Here is a 14,907-nt window from a genome sequence, read left to right as displayed (position 1 = left end):
CCCGCCACCCGGCCGCAACCGCGTTTCACCGCCCCTGCACCCAGACGGGCGGCTCCGAAACCACCCCCTCATGCCCCAGCGCAAAACAAACGGCACGCAGCATGCACCCCCTCACCTGCCATCGAGAAATCTTCACCTTCCCTTCGCCAGCAGAATGCTTCAATGCATCATGCGTCCTCTGACCGATCAAAGCAGGCAGCACCGTGGCAAACCGCAGGCGAAAACCGTGCAGCTCACGCGCATACGCCTCGCCCGCCTCCAGCCCGGCCCTCGAAAGCTGCACCCACGGCGCAGACGAACCTGCCAGATACCGCCGCCCCCGCTCGGCATCCTCCTTCCGGTCGCGAATGATATTCAGCAACTGAAGCCCCTCGCCGTACTCCCGAGCCAGCTTCAGCATCAGCTCTCTCGGCGCCGCCGAAAAACGTTCTCCCAGCACCAGAAAACCCAAATCCGTCCAGAACTCGCCCACGCATCCCGCCACCTGATACGCATACCGCCGCAGTGACTCTGCATCCTCCACCCGCTCATGCGTGCGGAAATACACGAGATCCCACGTCTGCCCCTCCAGAATCGTCGCCAGCACACGGCGCACCAGGGCCGCCTGCTCTCCCGGCAAAGCAGCGAGCAAATCCAGGCAATCGCCGAACCGCGACAGCAAAACCCTCTCACCTGCATCCTTCTGGCTCGCAGCCAAACCGTTGCGCAGCTCTTCATCAAGCATCGCGCACTCCTCGGCATCCCCCGTGGCAACAGCCACCCTCATCCGCTCCAGATAACCGAGCCTCTCCTCCACTCCGGCCTGCGCCGTATCGGCCACACTATCCGTCGCACGGGCCAACAGATAAGCCACCGCCACCGCATCCCTCATCGGAGACGGCAACGATTTGATGCTCAAATAAAAAGAACGCGAAACGGAACGAAGAACATCCTTCATCAAAGCCTTGCGTGAAAAACCATCCATTCCGGAACACTAGCCTTTTCCCCGCCGCATGGCAAGAACATTCTTTCCCATCCTCTCCCTGCCCGGCCTTTCTGCGGCACCACGGCAATTTGCGCTCGCCCATCGTCTACGCGTGTGATATATACAGGCCGACTCACTCAGTCACACATACCATGGCTACAAAATTATTTATCCCTGGACCGACCGAAGTACTCCCGGAAATCCTCGCCGCCCTCAGCGGCCCGATGATGGGACACCGCTCGAAGAAGGCCTCGGAACTGCAACGCCGCATTTCCGACAACCTCCGCCAAGTGCTCTACACGGAAAACGAAATCCTCCTCTCCACATCCTCCGGCTCCGGACTCATGGAAGGCGCCGTTCGTTCCTGTACAGCCAAGCGCGCTGCCGTCTTCTCCGTGGGCGCCTTCGGCAAAAAATGGTTCCAGATGGCACAGGCCAATGGTATCCCTTCCGACATGTTCGCCAGCGAACACGGCCAGCCCACCACCCCTGAAATGGTGGAACAGGCACTCTCCACCGGCAAATACGACGTCGTCACCGTCACCCACAACGAAACCTCCTCCGGCATCCAGAACCCCGTCGAGGAAATCGCGGAAGTCATCAAAAAATATCCGGACGTCGTCTGGTGCGTCGACGCCGTCTCCTCGGCCGCCGGCTCCAAAATCGAAACGGACAAACTCGGCATCGACGTCCTCATCACCTCCACACAGAAAGCCCTCGCCCTGCCTCCCGGCATGGCCATCTGCACCATCTCGCCGAAAGCCTACGAACGCACAGCCCAGGTACCGAACCGCGGCATGTACCTCGACCTTCGCACCCTGTACGACTTCATCCAGAAAAAGGACTACCAGTACAGCTCCACCCCCTGCCTCTCCATCATGTATGCCATGGACCTCCAGCTCCAGCGCATCCTGCAGGAAGGCCTTGAAAACCGCTTCGCGCGCCACGAAGAAATGGCCGCATTCATCCGTGCATGGGCTGCCGAATACTTCGCCGTCTTCGCCAACCCGAACCACCTCTCGAAAACGCTCACCGTCATCAGCAACACCCGCAACATCTCCGTCGCGGACCTCAACAAGGAACTGATCGAACGCGGCATGCAAATCGGCAACGGATACGGAGACCTCAAAGACAAAACCTTCCGCATCGCCCACATGGGAGAACTCACCATGGAGGACATGAAGGAAGTCACCTCGAACATCGAGGACATCCTCAAACTCAAATAACAATCACCAACAGCAAAGCCGGGCCGCAACCCGGCTTTGCCATTCCACCCTCCCGCGAAAGGCCCGACCCTTCCGCGGACACACCATTTCCCACCTTCAGCAACCAATGGCTACACTCCGCCCCTTCCCGGCGCTGCGTCCCCCGGCGGCTTACGCCGAACAAGTATCCAGCCTTCCCTACGACGTGATGAACCACGACGAAGCCAAGGCCATGGCCGCGGGCAACATCAGCTCCTTCCTCCACATCTGCCGCTCGGACATCGACACCTCCGAAGCAGCCATCCACGACCAGTCCACCTACGACAAAGCCAGGGAAAACCTCAACGACTTCCAGCAAAAAGGCTTCCTCGTCCGCGACACCGCCCCATCCTACTACATCTACCGCCAGATCATGTGGGGCCGCGTCCAGACCGGCATCGTCGGCTGCGCCTCCGTCGACGAATACCTCGACGGCACCATCAAAAAACACGAACTCACCCGCAAGGAAAAAGAGCTCGACCGCATCAACCACTTCGACACCTGCTCCGCGCAGACCGAACCCGTCTTCCTCGCCTACCGCAAACATGAAGGCATCTCCGCCATCATCCGCGAATGGATCAAATTCCACAAACCGGCGTACGACTTCACCACGGACGACGGAGTCACCCACATCCTCTGGCCCGTAGGAGACCCCGCCACCGTCGCGCAGATCCAGCAACACTTCGGCGAAGTCGAGGCGCTCTACATCGCGGACGGACACCACCGCACCGCCTCCAGCGCCGCCGTCTCCGCCAAACGACGCGCCGCCCACCCGGACTACACCGGACAGGAAGAATACAACTACCTCATGGCCGTCGTCTTCTGCGATGAAGACCTCTTCATCATGGACTACAACCGCGTCGTCAAAGACCTCAACGGCCTCACCCCGGAACAATACCTCGGCAAACTCAAGGAACACTTCGACATCACCCCCGTCGAAGCCCCCGGCGGCTACGCCCCGCAGCGCAAACACGAATACGGCATGCTCCTCGAAGGCCAGTGGTACTCCATCACCGCCAAACCCGGCAGCTACGATGAAAACCACCCCATCGAAAGCCTCGACTGCGCCATCCTGCAAAGCCTCGTCCTTGCCCCCATCCTCGGCATCGACGACCCGCGCACCAGCGAACGCATCGACTTCGTCGGCGGCATCCGCGGCCTCGGAGAACTCGAAAAACGCTGCCGCAACGGCATGCAGCTCGCCTTCTCCCTCTACCCCGTCACCATGGACGACCTCTTCCGCGTCGCCGATGCCGGGGAAATCATGCCCCCCAAATCCACGTGGTTCGAACCCAAACTCCGCAGCGGCCTCTTCGTCCACACCATCGAACAATAAAACCTTTCCACACACATGAAAAAAGTTCTCATCCCCACCAAACTCGAATCCATCGCGGCCAACACCCTCAAAGCCGCGGGCTACGAAATCATTCAGGAGGCCGACACCCCGCTTGAAGAACAAATCAAGCAACACCCGGACACCACCGCCCTCATCGTCCGCAGCGAAAAGGTCACGCCCGAAATCATGGACGCGCTCCTTAACCTCAAAGTCGTCATCCGCGCAGGAGCCGGCTACGACAACATCGACATCGTCCACGCCCGCAAAAAGAACATCGACGTCATGAACACCCCGGGCGCGAACTCCAACGCCGTCGCGGAAGAAGTCATCGCCATGATCCTGGCCTACTACCGCCACATCGTCGACGCCGACAACACCACCCGCCAGGGCCTCTGGGAAAAGAAACGCTACATGGGCTCCGAACTCACCAAAAAAACCGTCGGCATCGTCGGCCTTGGCAACATCGGCCGCCTCATCGTCAAACGCCTCCAGGGCTTCGAACCCACCCTCCTCGGCTACGACCACTTCCTCGCCCGCCAGCGCGCCATCAACATCGGCGTCACCCCTACCTCACTGGAAGAAATCTTCGAACAGGCGGACATCATCACCCTCCATGTCCCCGGCGGTCCCTCCACCAAAGGCATGGTCGGCGCAGACCTCCTCGGCCGCATGAAAAACGGCTCCGTCCTCATCAACTGCTCCCGCTATGGAGTCGTCGATGAAGAAGCGCTCGCCGCCCTCAAGGCCGAAGGCCGGAAAATCGCCTACCTCACCGACGTCCATCCGAAAGACGCCGCCGGAGACAAACCCTCCGCCGCCGTCGCCGACCTCCTCCTCCCCCACCTCGGAGCCAACACCATCGAAGCCAACGCCAAGGCCGCCCGCCGCGCAGCCGAACAAATGATCGCCTACTTCGACGAAGGCAACACCTCCTGCGTCGTCAACGGCGAATCGCCCACCGGCCTCAACCCTGCCCACCTCCACCTCACCATGATGCTCGGCACCTTCGCCCGCATCGCCGGAGAAGGCAAACCCATCCGCCGCATCGACTGCACCTTCTACGGAGACCTCCGCACCTACCGCAAATGGTTCACGCCCAAAATCCTTGAAGGCGTCCTCCCCCATGCGGAAAAAGGCCTCATGCCCGAAGCCGCCGAAGAATCCCTCCGCGAACACGGCATCGTCTTCAAGGCCCGCGAACCCATGGACGACAAACCCTACGAAGACTCCATCACCCTCGACCTCACCACCGAAGTGGATGGAGAACCCGTCACCACCAGCGTACGCGGCGTCGTCACCGAAGGCATCCCCATGATCTCCCGCATCAACACCTTCCACGGCCTCTACTCCGACATGCGCGGAAACACCCTCGTCCTCCGCTACAAAGACCGTCCGGGCGTCATAGCCCTCATCGGCTCCACACTCGCATCCGCCGGCATCAACATCGACAACATCGTCGCCCCCATCGACCATGCCTGCGGCGAAGCCATGGCCCTCATCAAAACGAACAAACCCGTCACCGACGAACAGGTCGCCGAAATCTCCAAGGGCATCGACGCCCTCTCGGCCTTCGCCGTCTCCCTGTAACGCCGCCTCACAACCAAACGCAAGGCCTCCGGGAACTCACCCCGGAGGCCTTGTCGCATACGGGTGGCAAACTTCCTTTCTCTTATTGATTAGCCTCCTTGCCGTCTTCTTGCAACCCCTTCTTCAACTGCTCGTCGAGCATGCGGGCGAGGGGGCGGACGTCGTAGGACGGGTTGTCCGCGATGAAGTAGGCTGCCGTGTTGCCCCGCATGAAGTAGACGGCTGATTTCTCGCTGCCTTCCACGAGGGCTCCTTCCCAGTTGAAGCGGGGTTTGGTGCAGAGGTCGAAGTCTCCGACCCATCCGGGGCGGACGTTCATGTTGTCGATGGCAGCCTGCATGGTGAAGTCGCCGGGTTTCTCGACGATGCGGGGCGTTCCTCGTTCATCGGCGTACATGTTCCAGGCGAAGAGGGTTTGCCGCGTGTCGACGGGGTTGAAAGCGTGGTAGATGCAGTAGCGGATGGATGTTTTCTTGTCCTTGAGTGTGGCGGTCATCAGGTAGTTGCCACCTTTGCGTGCCGTGAGCTGGAAACCTTTTTGGATGAGTTCGGCAAGGAAGGGTTCGCAGCCGATGCCCGTGTTGACGTTAGGGATGGTGTTGATGTAAGGCAACGGTTCCAGTTTCAACAGTTGCTCGATACCTGAACCATAGTTGGCGTTGTCCCAGAAGATGCGTGTGAATTGGCGCGGTTCCTGTTTGCTGAGTTCTCCCCATGTCTTAAGCGTATGGAGCGGAGTATTGCGGGATTTTTGTTTTCTGGCTTGGATAACGCATTCTTCATATAGTTTTTGTCGTCGTTCTACTTCATGTATATTTATTTTAGCAGGTATTTGCTTTTTTTGTGTTGATATCCATTGATTGATTATTTTCAACATGGCTTCTGGAACCATGTTAGATGAATCGGAATAGATTACAAAGGCATAATCGTCTTTAATATATAATGCTAAAGCTTTTCGTTCTGGATCGAAGATGTAGGTGCCTGTTTGTGGGGATTGAAACCCCACTTGTTCGCCAATCCCGATGACTTCATTCTGCGAGATGGTTAGATCAAGGGATTCAAACCAACCATATTCAAGATCTCCAATATAATTTTTAATTAATTTATCTACGACATATGCCCTTAAATATTCGTGTGATGGATGATGCCATATGTGAAAGTGAAATAGATCTTTTCCATTCTCATCCATGATGACAAAAACATGCGTGTTTTTATTTTGATCCTTGAAGCGATTGATACATAAATTATCAATCATGATCGCATCATATGGAAGAGTTGTATCTCTTGTTTGCACTGGTTGAATATTTGCCATATTTTGCGGCCATGAGATATTTTTGTAAATTACGCCATTCTCATTGTTCTCCGATGCTGCATATGAATACTTTAATCCAAAAAGAAATACACTAATAAGGAAGATTGATTTCATAATGTCTTTGAATGTTGTAATTAATTGAGATTGATAAATTTAATATCAAGAGATTTTTCATAAATGGTAAAGTTGAAATCATAAAGTTGTCCTTTTTTGAAAAGACTATTAATTCGTGTTCTAGGAGGGTCTGGTTCGCCTTCTTTCCTATTAGGCGGATATGCATCGTACTGTTTAGAATGACATACATTGTATCCATGATTTGCAGATGATGAGGCTAAAGATTTGGCGGCAATCATTTCAATAATTTGATGATATCCACATAATCTTGGAAGCACACTCAAGCACCCAGAAGATTCTGAACAAACGACATCGGCAGAGTACGCATTATTGATATCGGATAAGAGTGAGGATAATCGAAAATCACAAGATGCGAGTTCTGTCCATTCTTCATTAATGACAAATTGCATATAAATAGCATTATGGAAGCTTCCCCCTAAAGCTCGTTCATTTTGAGATGTAAATAATTGTTGGCCGTATGCCAATAGAGCTAATATATCTGAATGGTCAGCTTTACCATTTTCTGTGGGTTGATAGCAGCGTCCTTTTTGATATTGCGTATCAATAGTTCGTTCTCTGGCAACATCTCCCGTGAAACGGACGGTCAAAGCCTTTAATGCATCTTCCCAGACGAGCACGGTGTTGTTGTAGGGCGAAGGCTTTTCGGCGATGACTCCGCTTTTCGGCCATGTGGAGTCCCCGAAGATGGTATAGATTTCCGTCATGTCCGTATGGTCGGTGTATTTGCGGTGGGCTCCCTTGCGCAAGACCCAGAGGTGCTTCATGTTCCCGTAGCGGATGCACGGTGTCAAGGAGTAATCCTGCAGTACGTCCACTTCGTAGAGGAAGTAGCGGCCCGGTTTTTCGGGGGAGGCGAAGGTGATTGATTTCGCCAGCGAGCGGCAGCCGGTCTGCCTGACGGTTTGCGCGAGGTTTTCCCTGGTGTAGGCGTAGTAGGTTCCTTCATCCGAGGTGATGGGGGTCATGGGTTCCGGTTCGGCCATGAGGGTCCATTGTCCGTCGATGTCTTCCCGGACGGCGACGAGGAGGCGGTACTTGAGGCCGGAGGCTCCCGCGCGGAAGGCGACGGGGGATTGCAGGGCATTTTCTTCCAGACGTACACCCGAGGAGGGACCCTGCCATGCGTAGGAAGCTTCCTGCGTTTGCGGGTCGGTGCGGAAGGTGTAGTTGCTGCGGGCGATGCGGCTGTATTCCGCGCGGTCGACGCGCTGCTGGAGGTCCTGCTCAAGGGTGGAGTTGGACTGGTATGTTTTGGTGACGGTGATGCCATCGGAGGCGGAGGATTTATCTTTCCAGTCGCAGGCGATGGCGAGGATGACGAAGTCTCCGCCCTGCCGGGTGGCGAGGCCATCCGAGAGGATGACGGCCTTGGCGAGTGCTGTTGTGTTTCCGTTCTCTGGCGTGTCTTTCTGATGCACCTTCGCTGCGAAGGGGACAAGATGGATGACGGGAGGTTTCCCGGGATCCTTGTCCGGATCGACCTTCGCATTTTGCAACACCTCAGCATACAGGGCGGACTGGGAAAACGGCACTGTTCCGCTCTGCGGCGTCCGGGCATACTTCCCGTCCACCGGATACGTCCGCACGCAATCCGGCAGAACCGCCTTCTTGATAAAGTCCTTCTCCACTCGCTCCGCATCCTTCAGGCACAACAGGCCGTCGTATGCACCTGCCGTCTCGTTAAGCGTCTTCACGAACTCTTCCTCCCAGACGATGGCGCCGGGATCGCCCGGCTTCGTGCCTGCTGCGAATTCCCGCCAATCCGCCATCCACCAGTGGACGAACGGCGACCTCCCTCCGGCATTTGCCCGCTGCAGCCATTGACCGCTCACCCACTCGGAACGAACCGACCCTCCCGGCACCCTGCGATTCAGCATCTGCTCCCAAAGCTCAAGCTTCCCATTCGGTCCGGGAATCGTCAGATTCCGAAAATCGAGAATCGTCGTGTTGGACTGCAGGGCGTTCACCAGCGGGTAGAAATCCGCCTTTCTGCCCGGATAACTTTCTCTCACGGCAAAGATCTTGGCAAGCAGGGCATTGCTTCCCTCGACGGCATTCAGCGTGTTCTTATCCTTCAGGCACTTCAGAATAGACGCGATATTATAGTGGGGATGATCAAACAAACCGAGGGCGGACAAGGGCTTGTCCGAAAGGCCCGCATAATACCGAGAAAGCACCTGCTGCCACGGCCGCATACCTCGCGTCCAGTCGACGAAATCGATCTGCGCCTGCCATACGAAGGATCCGTCCCCTTTTTTGATGCGCCGTGTCGGATAGGTGCATGAGTAGAAGGCGGTGGAGGGCCGCCGCCAGAATTGCGGCACTTCGTTGTGGTACAAGTGGTCGAGGGTTCCCCAGACGCATTCCCACTCTCGCAAGGGCGCCTCCTGCCGTTCGACGATGTTGTAGGGGCGGACGAGGAGGACGGCTGCGCCCTGCAGGGTGGCGACGGGGTCGTCTCCCTGCACGGGGGCGTAGAAGAGCTGGGCGCCGTCTCGCGTAGCGGGGTCGGCGAGGTAGTCGGAGGGTTCGACTTCATAGAGGAGGTCGGGGGTGAGGGAAACGAAGTGCGGCGGCCATGTGTCCGGATGCGCGGGCGGAGGGCTTTGCGCCTGCAGCGGAAGGGCTGCCGCGAGGGCGGTCAGGAGTATGGTGGTGAGAGGGCGGAGAGCGGGTTTCATGGTTGTGTGCGGCGGGCGGCTTGTTGTTTATTGCATCAATACATCCTAACAGAATTAATGTAAATGTTTTTATCAATCACAAATGTGTAACAACATCAAAAAAAAGAATGACAGACAAAACGTTATATAATGAAAAACAAAATCATTGCATGTTGATTCCTTGAAGCGTCTTTCACAAAAACCACCAAAAACGAACTGCCATAGCTGCAGATTCATCATCAAACAATACATACTACACCATTGACAGCGGATTCGTAATCTGATAAAAGCTGCGCGCATTCTCTCATTTACATTCCGCATATTCTCACTCGCATGAAACTTTCATCATTGATTCTCAGCATGACTGCCATCTTGGGATTGCAGGCGTCCGCCGCCAATCTGCTCACATGGTACGACATGGGAGACACCGATCCCAATAACCCTTTCAAAAATGTGGCACCGGGCCGTTCTGGCGACAACACCTTCGGCGGCATTGATGCGGGCATCTACATGTCCACATTGGCAAAACCCGTCATTTCCGGATCTTCCTCCTACTGGAGCGTCAACAATAACCACGCGGTTTACAACGGCAATACGAACGGATATACGAGTACGAACATGGCCGTCAGCATGTGGATCAATCCCAACACCCTTCCGGCTGCCGATGCCACAAATCCCAGCTGGACGACCCAATGGATATTCGGAGGCGGTTCCGTCAACGGCAATGCACCCAAGCTCGGCATCGGTCCTGACGGTCAGCTCAAATTCTCCCTGCAAAACGACGGCGGGGCATCGCTCGCCTCCGCAGGCAACGTCATCTCCATCAGCAAGTGGACGCAAATCGGCTTCAGTCTGACCGCCAATCCTACCGGAGGAGCCAACACGCTGACACTCTATGTCAACGGTATCGCTGTCGCCAGCAACACCAATTACAACAAAGCGATGACGTGGAGCAACAAGAGCGCCCTCTGCGAAGGTGCCGATTCCACGACCAGCGGGCGCTACAACGGCGGTCTCGACGACGTCAAAGTCTGGAGCGTCACGGATCAGGCAGATGCCGCAAGCGCCATGCGCACGGAAGCGGGCCGCCTCATCCCCGAACCTTCCACCGTCACCCTCGGTCTCGCCGGACTGGCAGCCTTCATGCTGCGCCGCCGCCGCACGGTCTGACGCCCCGCATCAGGGAAAACATTTCCGATACGACAAGAGCCGGACCACACGTCCGGCTCTTTCTGCTTCCAGGCAACGCGCTGCCCTTGCGGTCAGGGCTTCATCTTCCGGTAACGGTAAGGAGCATAGCCGCACTCCTTCAGCCCCTCGGCCAGATAGATCGTCTCATAGCATTTCCACTGGGGAATGCCGCCTGCCTCCGCAGCATGGAAATACTTCTTCTCCGCATCGTGCCAGCCGAGAAACATCACCACATGCACCCCCTCGCGCAGCATGATATCCCCGGGCTGCATCTCCTTCACGGAAGTCAGCGGGCGGCAAAGAGCAGCCAGCTCGCGCGTCGAATACGGCTTCTCCAGCCGCCAGCAGCGCGAAACAAAGCCGGAGCAATCGACACCCGCCGCATAGCGGCTCACGGCATCGTCGTTCAGCCGCACCTTCTCCTCCGAAGAATAATCCCCCGCCACCACGAAAGCATCCTCCTGCAACCGCCTCAAATAGCCGCGAGGCGTATCGAACCCGCCCCACTTGTAGGGCATCCCCTTATTGGCCGCGTCCGTCCTCCACCAGAAGGCATCCCCTTTGCGCCAGGCCACTCCGGCATCCGGCGTATCCACGCGCAAACCGTCCGGATCCTTGCCGTGCAAGACATGCCGGGAATCCCCATGCCACACCATCCGCGTATAGGCGAGAGCCGTCTTCACCGCCTCACCCTGCCGCACTGAATGCGCCGGGCCGGGAATGGCCTCGGCCCGGGCGGGCACATCCGGCATACGGCTGCACGACACCGCACAAACCGCTGCCATGCAACAGAACCATCCGGCCAAAAAACTCCGCTTCATGGGCGGCATCATACAGCAGCCGCACAATCCACGCAAGAGCCTCACGCCGCCGAAATGCAAAATTCCGTGGCAGCAACGCGCTTTCTGCTCGCCGAACGGCACCCGCATGAGTAGAATCATACCAAATTCATTCCATCAACATCATGGCAGAAAAACTCATCATCATCGGCGCAGGCCCCGCAGGCTACACGGCGGCCATCTATGCATCCCGCGCGGAACTTTCCCCTCTTCTCTTCACCGGCTCCCAAATCGGTGGCCAGCTGACCACCACCACCGAAGTCGAAAACTTTCCGGGCTTCCCCGACGGCATCATGGGCCCCGAGCTCATGTTCAACATGCAGCAGCAGGCCGAAAAATTCGGCACCCGTTTCGCTTACGAAGACGTCACCTCCGTCACACGCGATGCCTCTACCGGCATCTTCACCGTCTCCACCCCCTCGCAGAACTATGAGGCCCAGGCCGTCATCGTCGCCACAGGCGCCACGGCCCGCTACCTGAACCTGCCCGGCGAGAAGGAACTCATCGGCCACGGCCTCACCGCCTGCGCCACATGCGACGGCGCATTCTACCGCAACGTACCCGTCTGCGTCGTCGGCGGAGGAGACAGCGCCTGCGAAGAAGCTGCCTTCCTCACCCACTTCGCCTCGGAAGTCTATCTCATCCACCGCCGCGACACCCTGCGCGCCTCCAAAATCATGGCGGAACGCACACTCGCCATGCCGAAAATCAAACCCGTCTGGAACAGCACCATCGCCCGCTACCACACGGACGACAAGGGAGAAGTATCCGGCATCACCCTGCAGGACCTCATCACCGGAGAAGAACGGGAACTCCCGGTCAAAGCCGTCTTCATGGCCATCGGCCACACGCCGAACAGCAAATTCCTCGGCGACCTCGTGGACATCGATGCACAGGGCTTCATCGTCCGGCAAGGCGGCACCACTGCTACCAAAACACCGGGCCTCTTCGCCGCCGGCGACGTAGCCGATCCCCTTTACCGCCAGGCCATCTCCTCTGCCGGGCTGGGTTGCGGCGCCGCCATTGAAGCGGAACGCTACCTGCACAGCATCTGACATCCGGTCGCAGCTTCCTACCGCCTCTCTCCTTATGTCGCAGGCCCTGAGCATCTTCGACATGTTCACCATCGGCATCGGTTCGTCGTCTTCTCATACCGTCGGACCGATGCGGGCAGCCCTCCGTTTCCGGCAGGCATTGCTACTCTCCCCCGAACTGCCCCACATCGCGGGCATCCGCGCCCAGTGCTACGGCTCCCTCGCCGCCACCGGACACGGACACGGCACGGATACGGCCATCATGCTCGGCCTCCTCGGAGAAGCTCCCGAAACGGTGAACACGCGGAAAATACCCGCCTACATCGCTGAACTGGAACAATCGCAAACCCTTCGGCTGACAGACGATTGCTCCCTATCCTTCATCCCCGCAAGAGATGTAGACCTCTCCAACCACATCCCCCTGAAACTGCACCCGAACGGCATGCACTTCTCAGCCGTCGATGCAAACAACGAAATCCTGTATGAAGAAGTCTTCTACTCGACAGGAGGCGGCTTCATCGCCACACAGGACGAACTGATCCACCCCGAACGGTACACCGCAGACATCGACGTACCCTTTCCCTACACATCGGCTGCAGAACTGCTCGAAATCTGCCGCCGGGAACAACTCTCCATCTCGGATGTCGTCTTCTGCAACGAACTGGCATGGCACAACGAACAGGAAGTCCGGGAACGCCTCGCCGCCATCTGGACCGCCATGCGCCAAAGCATCGCCAGCGGCATCCAGAACTCCGGCACCCTGCCGGGCCCGCTCCGCATCGAACGCCGTGCCAAAATCATGCGCCGTCGCCTGCTCATGAACGGCGAATCCCTGCTGCGGGATCCCCTCTCCATCCTCGACTGGGTCAACCTCTACGCCATGGCCGTCAGTGAGGAAAACGCCGCAGGAGGGCGCATCGTCACCGCCCCCACCAACGGGGCAGCCGGCATTCTCCCGGCCGTACTGAACTACGCCGTCAAATTCTGCACCTCACCCTACTCCGACGCCACGGACAAATTCCTCCTCACGGCAGGTGGCATCGGCGTCCTGTACAAACTGAACGCCTCCATCTCAGGCGCGGATGTAGGCTGCCAGGGCGAAGTAGGCGTCGCCTGCTCCATGGCTGCAGCCGCTCTCACCGAACTGCTCGGAGGCACCCCGGCACAGGCCGCCTGCGCGGCGGAAATCGCCATGGAGCACAACCTCGGCCTTACATGCGACCCCGTCTGCGGCCTCGTCCAGATTCCCTGCATCGAACGCAACGCCGTCGCCGCCGTCAAGGCGCTCAACGCTTCACGCCTCGCCCTCTGCGGCAACGGCAAATCCTTCGTCACCCTCGACCAGGTCATGAAAACCATGCTGGCCACAGGACGCGACATGCAATCCAAATACAAGGAAACGGCTCAGGGAGGCTTGGCTGTCAACGTCGTCAACTGCTGACGCGCCCCCTTCCCCCGCAAACAAAACGGGCACGGCTTCAACATCGCCGCGCCCGCCTTTCAAAAGCCGCTTTGAATCACATATTCAAAGGAAGAGGATCATCCGGAGCCACCCAGCCGGAACCGCTGTTCCTCGGAACAGAGGGCGCAACAGCAGGCATGGTGGCCGGAGAATTCACGTCCACCGTCGGCTTGGCTGCAGGCGGGTCATAGGCGCTCGGAGTCAATTGGGCCATCACCTCGCGGCGCACGGAAGGCACCGTCGATTCGCCACCGTGCTTCCGCACATTAAGACTGGAAGAACCGTCATCTTTCGTCGAAGAGGAACTGCCTGCCGCTTCCTTATCCAGCTCGGCGATATTGAGAGGATCCTCCCCGCCAAGAGCATAGCGTACAATCAGAGGCAACCGCTCCATCGGCAAATTGGCCAGAGGAATGCGGGCCAAACCTTCCGTATGGGCAATCGACAAATCCTTGCCATCGAATTTCTTGATAATCACACCCTGGTAGGAACGCCTGCCGTCCACCGTCGTCAGGGAATCAATCAGCAAACCGCTCATACGGGTCTGGGCAAGCTGCCTGTATTCGGCGTCCAGGGAACGCAGGGCATTGCGCTCCAGACTGATCGCCACATCCAAATCCTTGATGCGCTGCACGATATTCTGGAGGGAACGGGGATGCACCAGCAGCCTGTCCACCGTATCCGTATATTCCTGCAGGGATCTCGCATCCTCCTGCGACTTGAGGAAAGCTTCCTTCAACGTCTCGCGATGGGCCGAAAGCTTCGAATTCTCGGCACGCAGCTTGTCCACCGTTGTTTCGACGGGATAAGCCTTCCGCATCTCGTACACGACATAACCGGCCACACCGACGACCGCAATCACCAGCAACACCAGCACCGCATCGAACAACGAGGCCATCATGCCGCGCTTCCTGACCGGAACAGCCTTTTCCTCCGGATCCTTTTCCTTGGCGGGCTCTTTCGGAGCCGCTACAGCCGGCGCCTCTTCGACTGCGGGCGCTGCCACCGGCAAAGCTGCCGCCAGCTCCTTGGCAGGAGCTTCATTCACCGCCTCGGGTTCCGGAGCCGGAGGCGCGTAGCGGGTGAGATCGTCGTTTTTCTGTTCGCCGACGGATTCTGGGGAGAGTTCTTCTTTCATGGGGG

The 14,907-nt window shown here is 57.7% G+C and carries 11 protein-coding genes; 6 read left to right on the top strand and 5 right to left on the bottom strand.

Features of this window, described 5'->3' with window-relative positions; all coding sequences use genetic code 11:
- Positions 1-25: 25 nt before the first annotated feature.
- Positions 26-964 (bottom strand): squalene/phytoene synthase family protein, encoded by a 939-nt coding sequence (locus AC781_RS12720; protein ID WP_067777837.1) that lies wholly within the window; start codon positions 962-964, stop codon positions 26-28.
- A 152-nt stretch (positions 965-1,116) separates the two neighbouring features.
- Here AC781_RS12720 and AC781_RS12715 point away from each other — a divergent pair, with 152 nt between their 5' ends.
- The 3 genes from AC781_RS12715 (at position 1,117) to AC781_RS12705 (ending at position 5,131) form a co-directional block, all read left to right on the top strand.
- Entirely contained in the window at positions 1,117-2,190 is a 1,074-nt protein-coding gene (locus AC781_RS12715) for a pyridoxal-phosphate-dependent aminotransferase family protein (protein ID WP_067777836.1), read from the top strand.
- Between the two features lie 106 nt (positions 2,191-2,296).
- Positions 2,297-3,544, top strand: a complete 1,248-nt coding sequence (locus AC781_RS12710) for a DUF1015 domain-containing protein (protein WP_067777835.1) — start codon at positions 2,297-2,299, stop codon at positions 3,542-3,544.
- A 15-nt stretch (positions 3,545-3,559) separates the two neighbouring features.
- The gene (locus AC781_RS12705) at positions 3,560-5,131 is read left to right on the top strand and encodes a 3-phosphoglycerate dehydrogenase family protein (protein ID WP_067777834.1); all 1,572 of its coding nucleotides are present in this window, start codon (positions 3,560-3,562) and stop codon (positions 5,129-5,131) included.
- An 82-nt stretch (positions 5,132-5,213) separates the two neighbouring features.
- On the opposite strand, the gene AC781_RS12700 is transcribed toward AC781_RS12705, so the two are convergent.
- On the bottom strand, positions 5,214-5,759 hold the full coding sequence (locus AC781_RS12700; protein ID WP_071133424.1) for a hypothetical protein: 546 nt from the start codon (positions 5,757-5,759) through the stop codon (positions 5,214-5,216).
- 818 nt (positions 5,760-6,577) lie between these two features.
- On the bottom strand, positions 6,578-9,259 hold the full coding sequence (locus AC781_RS12695) for a hypothetical protein (RefSeq protein WP_067777832.1): 2,682 nt from the start codon (positions 9,257-9,259) through the stop codon (positions 6,578-6,580).
- A 339-nt stretch (positions 9,260-9,598) separates the two neighbouring features.
- Between AC781_RS12695 and AC781_RS12690 the strand changes: the two genes are divergently transcribed.
- Positions 9,599-10,408 carry a LamG-like jellyroll fold domain-containing protein gene (locus tag AC781_RS12690; RefSeq protein ID WP_172801800.1) on the top strand — a complete coding sequence of 270 codons (810 nt, stop codon included), beginning with the start codon at positions 9,599-9,601 and terminating at the stop codon, positions 10,406-10,408.
- A gap of 92 nt (positions 10,409-10,500) precedes the next feature.
- Here AC781_RS12690 and AC781_RS12685 read toward each other — a convergent pair whose 3' ends face one another.
- Positions 10,501-11,250 carry an NlpC/P60 family protein gene (locus AC781_RS12685; RefSeq protein WP_218107278.1) on the bottom strand — a complete coding sequence of 250 codons (750 nt, stop codon included), beginning with the start codon at positions 11,248-11,250 and terminating at the stop codon, positions 10,501-10,503.
- A 143-nt stretch (positions 11,251-11,393) separates the two neighbouring features.
- On the opposite strand from AC781_RS12685, the gene trxB reads away from it, so the two are divergent.
- Positions 11,394-12,323 (top strand): thioredoxin-disulfide reductase, encoded by a 930-nt coding sequence (gene trxB / locus AC781_RS12680; protein ID WP_067777829.1) that lies wholly within the window; start codon positions 11,394-11,396, stop codon positions 12,321-12,323.
- Between the two features lie 34 nt (positions 12,324-12,357).
- Positions 12,358-13,743 carry an L-serine ammonia-lyase gene (locus AC781_RS12675; protein ID WP_067777828.1) on the top strand — a complete coding sequence of 462 codons (1,386 nt, stop codon included), beginning with the start codon at positions 12,358-12,360 and terminating at the stop codon, positions 13,741-13,743.
- Positions 13,744-13,819: 76 nt separating this feature from the next.
- On the opposite strand, the gene AC781_RS12670 is transcribed toward AC781_RS12675, so the two are convergent.
- The gene (locus AC781_RS12670) at positions 13,820-14,902 is read right to left on the bottom strand and encodes a hypothetical protein (RefSeq protein ID WP_067777827.1); all 1,083 of its coding nucleotides are present in this window, start codon (positions 14,900-14,902) and stop codon (positions 13,820-13,822) included.
- Between the last annotated feature and the right edge of the window lie 5 nt (positions 14,903-14,907).

Source organism: Neoakkermansia glycaniphila, assembly GCF_001683795.1.
In the GTDB taxonomy this organism is placed as follows: Bacteria; Verrucomicrobiota; Verrucomicrobiia; order Verrucomicrobiales; family Akkermansiaceae; genus Akkermansia; species Akkermansia glycaniphila.
Note: the sequence above shows the minus strand (reverse complement) of the source record. Positions and strands in the feature narration are given on the sequence as shown.